The organism is Lonsdalea britannica (assembly GCF_002111595.1).
GTDB lineage: Bacteria > Pseudomonadota > Gammaproteobacteria > Enterobacterales > Enterobacteriaceae > Lonsdalea > Lonsdalea britannica.
Genome location: NZ_LUTN01000027.1, coordinates 21686 through 29215 on the forward strand (window position 1 = coordinate 21686; position 7530 = coordinate 29215).

General features: G+C 51.9%; 5 protein-coding genes, 6 tRNA genes and 1 pseudogene. 6 read left to right on the forward strand and 6 right to left on the reverse strand.

Annotated features, from left to right (window positions below):
* Positions 1-14: 14 nt before the first annotated feature.
* Positions 15-590: an RNA polymerase sigma factor RpoE gene (gene rpoE, locus AU509_RS16735; protein ID WP_026741430.1), complete on the reverse strand. Its 576-nt coding sequence runs from the start codon at positions 588-590 to the stop codon at positions 15-17.
* Positions 591-863: 273 nt separating this feature from the next.
* Entirely contained in the window at positions 864-1607 is a 744-nt protein-coding gene (gene trmN, locus AU509_RS16740) for a tRNA(1)(Val) (adenine(37)-N(6))-methyltransferase TrmN (RefSeq protein ID WP_094118861.1), read from the reverse strand.
* 132 nt (positions 1608-1739) lie between these two features.
* Between trmN and srmB the strand changes: the two genes are divergently transcribed.
* Positions 1740-3068, forward strand: coding sequence for an ATP-dependent RNA helicase SrmB (gene srmB / locus AU509_RS16745; protein WP_085653179.1), 1329 nt, complete (start codon positions 1740-1742; stop codon positions 3066-3068).
* Between the two features lie 192 nt (positions 3069-3260).
* Here the strand turns inward: srmB and grcA are convergent, their stop codons facing one another.
* On the reverse strand, positions 3261-3644 hold the full coding sequence (gene grcA / locus AU509_RS16750; RefSeq protein WP_085653178.1) for an autonomous glycyl radical cofactor GrcA: 384 nt from the start codon (positions 3642-3644) through the stop codon (positions 3261-3263).
* Positions 3645-4000: 356 nt separating this feature from the next.
* Between grcA and ung the strand changes: the two genes are divergently transcribed.
* On the forward strand, positions 4001-4687 hold the full coding sequence (ung, locus tag AU509_RS16755; protein WP_094118862.1) for a uracil-DNA glycosylase: 687 nt from the start codon (positions 4001-4003) through the stop codon (positions 4685-4687).
* Positions 4688-4818: 131 nt separating this feature from the next.
* Here ung and AU509_RS16760 read toward each other — a convergent pair.
* From AU509_RS16760 to gltX, 3 genes and pseudogenes are all read right to left on the reverse strand, one after another.
* Positions 4819-4894: transfer RNA gene (locus AU509_RS16760), tRNA-Ala, on the reverse strand.
* Positions 4895-4934: 40 nt separating this feature from the next.
* Positions 4935-5010: transfer RNA gene (locus tag AU509_RS16765), tRNA-Ala, on the reverse strand.
* Between the two features lie 309 nt (positions 5011-5319).
* Positions 5320-6734: pseudogene (gltX, locus tag AU509_RS16770) on the reverse strand (glutamate--tRNA ligase).
* Positions 6735-7001: 267 nt separating this feature from the next.
* Between gltX and AU509_RS16775 the strand changes: the two are divergent.
* From AU509_RS16775 to AU509_RS16790, 4 genes are all read left to right on the forward strand, one after another.
* Positions 7002-7077: transfer RNA gene (locus tag AU509_RS16775), tRNA-Val, on the forward strand.
* A 50-nt stretch (positions 7078-7127) separates the two neighbouring features.
* A tRNA-Val gene (locus tag AU509_RS16780) sits at positions 7128-7203 on the forward strand.
* Between the two features lie 43 nt (positions 7204-7246).
* Positions 7247-7322 (forward strand) — tRNA-Val (locus AU509_RS16785).
* A 7-nt stretch (positions 7323-7329) separates the two neighbouring features.
* Positions 7330-7405, forward strand: a tRNA-Lys gene (locus AU509_RS16790).
* Positions 7406-7530 lie beyond the last annotated feature (125 nt).

Here is a 7530-nt window from a genome sequence, read left to right on the forward strand (position 1 = left end):
ACGTTCACAACAAGTTAACGCTGAATAAGCGGTTGTACTTTATTATCAATAGCTTCGCGTGCACGGAAGATACGCGATCGCACGGTGCCGACCGGACAGCCCATGATGTCGGCTATCTCTTCATAGCTCAGTCCATCCAGTTCTCGCAGCGTGATTGCCAGTCGTAAATCCTCCGGCAATGACTCAATCGTGCGGAACACTATCCGACGCAACTCATCAGACAGCATTAAATTCTCAGGGTTCGATATTTCTTTTAACGCGCTGGCATTTTCATAATTCTCAGCGTCGCTGGCGTCCACGTCACTCGACGGAGGTCGCCTCCCTTGGGCAACGAGATAGTTTTTCGCCGTGTTAACCGCAATACGATACAACCACGTATAAAATGCACTATCGCCGCGAAAAGACTCGAGCGCACGATAGGCTTTGATAAATGATTCCTGGACAACGTCCGGTACGTCGCCCGGAGGGACGTAACGAGATACCAGGCTCGCTACTTTATGCTGGTAACGAACAACCAGTAAATTGAACGATTTCCGATCGCCTTTCTGGACCCGCTCAACCAGAACCTGATCTGTTAACTGCTCGCTCATCCGAGGTAATATCTCCTCAAATTTGTCTCCACGCATAGGTTACGTAATGCCAGCCACGTTCTAAATCTTTGAGCAAGCACTCGCTTGGAGTCCATACACATCATTAAGTTCCGTTTCAAAAAAGTCTTTTCTGCTTTGTGTGATCGCCGATGTGATTTCAGTACCAGACCGACCTGTACTCTTGCGGCTAGTTGTACCACACTTCGGCCAACCACGTGCGCCAAATCCCGCTATTCCGGGGGCTACGCATATGTAACACCGTCTTTCCATGCCTTACATAGACAGATAAAAATCGCGTGTCAGCGCCTGGTAGGCGTCGGAATAGTGACCCTCCTCATCTCGAATCACCAGCGAAGACCGCTCGGTCGCCCCCGGCTGCAACGAGAGCGCCAGTAGCGTTCGATGTGCGGGGCGCGACGCAGACTCACGGACATCCGTCCGTAATGACAAGCGCCATCCTTCTTTTTCAGCCTGCGGCACAAACATCTCCGCGACATCGTAGGGCAACACGACGCAAAAAAGCCCATCGGCCGTCAATTTCGCCTTCGCGCAACGCAATAATTCTTGATGGGTCAAAGAGGTAGTATAGCGGGCCTGAGCGCGCGACTCTGAACGGCAGCTCACTCCCGGAACGAAATAAGGCGGATTGCTAACAATCAGCGCGTACTGTTCTTCGGTTCGTTCCGTGAAGTCAGCGATATCCGCCGTGTAAATGGTCATCTGCTCGCGCCAGGGCGAAGCCACCGCGTTCTCTTTTGCCTGCTGCCCTGCCGCGGCATCCAGCTCTACGCCATCTATCGACAGCCGCCCTTTCGTACGTTGCGCTAGCATAAGCGCAATTAACCCGGAACCGCAGCCGATATCCAGCAGTCGACCTGCTTTCGGCACCGGCGCCCACGCGCCGAGGAGAATGCCGTCCGTCCCGACTTTCATCGCGCAGCGATCGTGCGCCACGAAAAATTGCTTAAAGGTGAATCCGCCGGAACGTACCGCCGGCGTCGATAAAGGCTGAGTCATTTTGCGTCTTTTCCTGTTAAACCGCGCTAGCATAGGAGAAACTCTGACGCAGTAAAAGTCGTCTGCATCGCTTAAAGAGATGAACAACCGGGCCAATGAGTCTATAATCGGCGCCCCAAATAGAGGTAGATAATGACAGCGACCAATTTTTCCGAGTTTGATCTTGATGAAAGCCTGCTAAACGCCCTGCAGGATATGGGGTTCTCCCGCCCAACGGCAATTCAGGCTGCCGCCATTCCCCCAGCAATGGACGGACGGGACGTTCTAGGCTCTGCACCAACAGGAACCGGGAAAACTGCCGCCTATCTGCTACCGGCATTGCAGCATCTGCTCGACTTCCCACGTAAAAAATCCGGACCGCCGCGCATACTGATTCTGACGCCTACGCGAGAATTGGCGATGCAGGTGGCTGAGCAGGCCAAGATTCTGGCCGCGCAGACACATCTGGATATCGCCACCATCACCGGCGGCGTCGCTTATATGAACCACGCCGAAGTCTTCAGCGAGAACCAGGATATCGTCGTCGCGACGACCGGCCGCTTGCTGCAATATATCAAAGAAGAAAACTTCGACTGCCGCGCGGTGGAAACGCTGATCCTGGATGAAGCCGACCGCATGCTCGACATGGGATTCGCACAGGATATTGAACACATCGCCGGTGAAACGCGCTGGCGTAAACAGACGTTGCTGTTTTCTGCGACGCTGGAAGGCGATGCCATCAAGGACTTCGCCGAACGCCTGTTGAAAGAACCGGTTGAAGTTGAAGCCGATCCGTCACGTCGCGAACGTAAAAAGATCCAGCAATGGTACTACCGAGCAGACGATCTCCAGCACAAAACCGCGCTGCTGTGTCATCTGCTGAAACAGCCGGACGTCACTCGCTCCATCGTCTTTGTGCGCAAGCGTGAGCGCGTGCATGAAATGGTTGCATGGCTGCGTGAAGCGGGCATCGAAACCTGCTATCTGGAAGGTGAAATGGTGCAGGCCAAGCGCAATGAGGCCATCAAACGCCTGAGCGACGGCCGAGTCAACGTGCTGGTGGCAACCGACATCGCCGCGCGCGGACTCGACATCAATGATGTCAGTCACGTATTCAACTTTGACCTGCCTCGCACGGCAGATACCTATCTGCACCGCATCGGCCGTACCGGCCGCGCCGGTCGTAAAGGTTGCGCCATCTCGCTGGTGGAAGCGCACGACCATCTACTGCTGGGGAAAATCAGCCGCTACCTGAACGAGCAGATGAAAGCCAGAGTGGTTGATGAGCTGCGTCCTTCGACGCGTGCGCCGAGTGCGAAAATCACCGGTAAGCCGTCGAAGAAAGTCCTGGCGAAGCGCGAAGAGAAAAAGCAGAAAGAGAAGCCGAAGACCAAGACGAAAGTGCGTCATCGCGATAGCAAAAATATTGGTAAACGTCGTCAGCCTAGCAATAGCGCGGACAAACCGGCCGATAAAAAATAATCTCCCAGCCGCCTGTCAATGAAGCGGTCTAAGACATCGGTACATGTTGCGATCCGCTGTCTTACAACGCCCAATGAACTTCATTGGGCGTTTTGCCTTTAGGACCGGTCACAGACAACAAGAAAGGGAGCCAAGGCTCCCTTTTCTATACGTTCTATACGGTTAATCCGTTTTAAATGACGTCGATCTCGATTACAGACTTTCTGTAAAAGTACGAGCAATAACGTCGCGCTGCTGTTCTGGCGTCAGCGAGTTGAAGCGGACCGCATAGCCGGATACACGAATGGTCAGCTGCGGGTATTTTTCCGGATTCTTGACCGCATCTTCCAGCGTTTCACGGCGCAGTACGTTGACATTCAGGTGCTGGCCCCCTTCAACGCGAACTTCTGGTTTCAGCTCCAGAGGAATTTCACGATATTCGAACTGACCCAGATCGCTGACTGGCACAATTTGATCTTCGCTGTAATCCGCTTTTGAACAAACGCAACGCGCCTCTGATTTCTCATCATCCAGTAACCAGAAAGAATTAACCAATGCGGTGTTGTTTGCCTTGGTGATTTGAATACCTGTAATCATGATTGCCTCCGTAGCACGGCGTGTAAGTCTGAATGTGAATCTCGTATCCAGTAACAAATCTGCCAGTTGTTTAACATCAGGGTAAACCCGACTGAATCTGCTAACCTATATACCAGCCAAACACCCCACAATCATTGATTCAAATCAATTTCTTCCGTTTGAAAATTCAACCACCGATGGCAATCTTTTGTTTTATATCAATTTTACCCACCTTGCGCGCTTTGCAAAAAATCCTATATTTTTTCAATTTTTTTGTTAAAACAACGCTGACGCTGCGAATAGTCCGGTTATGGTTTTACCTCTTCGGGATTGGACGGTAAGCTAGCCGGATTGATTGAATGGACAAGGGCGCATTGATGGCAACTTCCCTGACCTGGCACGACGTACTGTCCCAGGAGAAACAACAACCCTACTTCACTGATACGCTGAAATTCGTTCACCAGGAACGAGAAGCGGGAAAAGTGATCTACCCTCCTCAGCAAGACGTGTTCAACGCTTTTCGCTATACCGAATTCCACGATGTCAAAGTCGTTATTCTCGGTCAGGATCCTTATCACGGTCCGAATCAGGCGCATGGCCTCTCTTTTTCCGTCCGCCCCGGCATCCCGGCGCCGCCGTCACTCGCCAACATCTATAAAGAACTGGCCAGCGATATCCCCGGCTTTGAGATTCCACGGCACGGCTTTCTACAGAGCTGGGCTCAGCAAGGCGTTTTACTGCTTAACACCGTTCTCACGGTGGAAGGCGGAAAAGCGCACTCGCATGCCAATCTGGGATGGGAAACGTTTACAGACAAAGTGATCGCAGCGCTTAATTCACATGGTGAGGGGATTGTTTTTCTGCTGTGGGGATCGCATGCGCAGAAAAAAGGCAACATCATCGATCAGCAGCGTCACCACGTGCTGAAAGCGCCACACCCTTCACCGCTCTCAGCGCATCGCGGCTTTATGGGATGCAGGCATTTTTCACAGGCTAATCATCTGCTGGAGCAGCAAGGACTCTCGCCTATCGACTGGATGCCGCAGCTCCCTGACGAAAAATGATGTCGCCGACGGTCTTCGTTCATTCGAACGGGGGCAATTCATTGAAAAATTGGCAGAAATTTAGAAAACAAAGCTAAAGATAGATGAGTTTGAGATAAAAGAAGAATTAGAGGAAAAGCGGGAAGGAATATTGGTGGAGCTAAGCGGGATCGAACCGCTGACCTCTTGCATGCCATGCAAGCGCTCTCCCAGCTGAGCTATAGCCCCACACGATAGATCTGTTTCAGTGATACCCAAACATGGAGTTTGGTGGAGCTAAGCGGGATCGAACCGCTGACCTCTTGCATGCCATGCAAGCGCTCTCCCAGCTGAGCTATAGCCCCGTCCTGACACAACATCTGTGTGAACGGGCCGAATGATATGCAACGCCATCGGTAGTGTCAACGGCTAAATCCATTTACTCGGTCGACCGCTGAAAAAGCCGTCAAGCTGAGCAAAACGCGGTCATCAGGTTCTCTTTCATCGCGCTATTTCATACGGTGCGCGACACGTTCAGGACGGGGATCGAAACAGCCTCGGAGCCGCATCATTACTGATATTCAAATCCCGCCGCAATCTTTCAGCTACCCCATAAAAAACCCCGCGTAGCCTACGCTCGCGGGGTTTTACTGAGGCTATTTTTCTGCCGGTGATTATTGCTGTGCTTCGCGCTCAGCAATGAATGACAGCGCACGATCGATACGGGCCAATGCACGTTTTTGACCTACACCGTGAACGGTGACATCAACACCCGGTGACTGGCCGGCACCCGTGACCGCAACACGCAACGGCATACCCACTTTGCCATCCCCTGCTGCAGCTCGTCGGCCGTACTTTGGATAGCATGATGAATATTTTCCGGCGTCCACTCAGTAATCGCCGCCAGTTTAGCGCGAACCAGCTCCAACGGCTGACGAGCGACCGGACGCAAATGCTTCTTCGCGGCATCGGCATCGAATGCGTCGAACTCTTCATAGAAGTAACGACAGGATGCCGCCATCTCTTTCAACGTTTTGCAACGTTCGCCCAATAGTTTGACCAGTTCACTCAGCTGCGGACCATTACTGGTATCAATGCCAGCTTGTTCAATGTGCCAGGACAGCTGCGTCGCAACGTACTCCGCCGGTAAATGATTAATGTAGTGGTGATTCAGCCACAGCAGCTTTTCAGTATTGAACGCGCTAGCTGATTTGCTGACGGCATCCAGAGTGAATAGCTGTTTCATTTCTTCTATAGAGAAGACTTCCTGATCGCCATGCGCCCAGCCCAGACGTACCAGATAGTTCAGCAAAGCTTCCGGCAGGAAACCATCGTCACGGTATTGCATCACGCCCACAGCGCCATGACGTTTAGACAGTTTTTTACCATCGTCGCCCAGAATCATCGAAACATGTGCATATTCCGGTACCGGCGCGCCCAGCGCTTTCAGGATGTTGATCTGACGAGGCGTGTTATTAATGTGATCTTCCCCGCGGATGACATGGGTAATTTCCATATCCCAATCGTCGATCACCACGCAGAAGTTATACGTTGGCGAACCGTCGGTGCGGCGAATAATCAGATCATCCAGTTCCTGGTTACTGAATTCGATAGGGCCGCGAATGTTGTCATCAAAGATGACGGAGCCTTCCTGCGGGTTACGAAAACGCACGACGTGCGGCTCATTGTCAGCATGATGTTCGTGGGAATCGCGGCAGCAGCCGTCATAACGGGGCTTTTCGCCATTCGCCATTTGCTGCTCACGCAGCGCCTCAAGACGCTCCTTGGAGCAGTAACATTTATAAGCAGTCCCGTTTTCCAGCATTTCATCAACGACCGCATTGTAGCGATCGAAACGTTTAGTCTGGTAATACGGACCTTCATCCCAGTCCAGACCCAGCCAGTTCATACCATCCATGATGGCATCGATAGCCTGTTGGGTTGAACGCTCCAGATCGGTATCTTCTATACGTAATACGAATTCGCCATCCTGATGACGCGCGAACAGCCATGAATAGAGTGCGGTACGGGCGCCGCCGACGTGAAGATAACCAGTAGGACTGGGAGCGAAACGGGTTTTGATTTTCATGGGGATTACGGCCTTATTACTCAACGGCTGTCAGTGAATACCGACGCAAGCTCATATTAAAAGTGGGCAATATTCTATCACTCTACTTCGATTCCTCAACGCAATAACATCGTATGCCCACGCCCTCTCCCGCCAAAATGCTTACGATTTCAACACTAATGCACACAAATAAAGCTCTCTGACTAATTTTACGACGAACAGCCATTTAAGTTTTAAAAAGCGTTGACTCACTATGAACTATCCCTATAATGCCACTCCACACAGCGCGGGTGATTAGCTCAGCTGGGAGAGCACCTCCCTTACAAGGAGGGGGTCGGCGGTTCGATCCCGTCATCACCCACCACTCTTTACTTAGTAAAGAGCTCCGCTGTGAAGAGATTAAGTGTGATAAGTGGGTGATTAGCTCAGCTGGGAGAGCACCTCCCTTACAAGGAGGGGGTCGGCGGTTCGATCCCGTCATCACCCACCACTTATCAGCCAGCGCCTTGGTCTCTAAAATGTGTTACAGAAGTGGGTGATTAGCTCAGCTGGGAGAGCACCTCCCTTACAAGGAGGGGGTCGGCGGTTCGATCCCGTCATCACCCACCACTTCTGCGGGTCGTTAGCTCAGTTGGTAGAGCAGTTGACTTTTAATCAATTGGTCGCAGGTTCGAATCCTGCACGACCCACCATCTTCGGTTTTTCTGCAGTAACTCATCCAGAATCCTGACTCATATTTCTCTCGCGACTGCGAGGATGAAGCTGGGTTTTCGTTCGTTCTCAAAAAAATCATAACGCTGAGAGCACGTGCTATATC

What these genes read in the sequence shown, in the direction of transcription:
- rpoE (WP_026741430.1), bottom strand. Translation starts at nt 590, where the DNA reads ATGAGCGAGCAGTTAACAGATCAGGTTCTGGTTGAGCGGGTCCAGAAA.
- trmN (WP_094118861.1), bottom strand. Translation starts at nt 1,607, where the DNA reads ATGACTCAGCCTTTATCGACGCCGGCGGTACGTTCCGGCGGATTCACC.
- ung (WP_094118862.1), top strand. Translation starts at nt 4,001, where the DNA reads ATGGCAACTTCCCTGACCTGGCACGACGTACTGTCCCAGGAGAAACAA.
- srmB (WP_085653179.1), top strand. Translation starts at nt 1,740, where the DNA reads ATGACAGCGACCAATTTTTCCGAGTTTGATCTTGATGAAAGCCTGCTA.
- grcA (WP_085653178.1), bottom strand. Translation starts at nt 3,644, where the DNA reads ATGATTACAGGTATTCAAATCACCAAGGCAAACAACACCGCATTGGTT.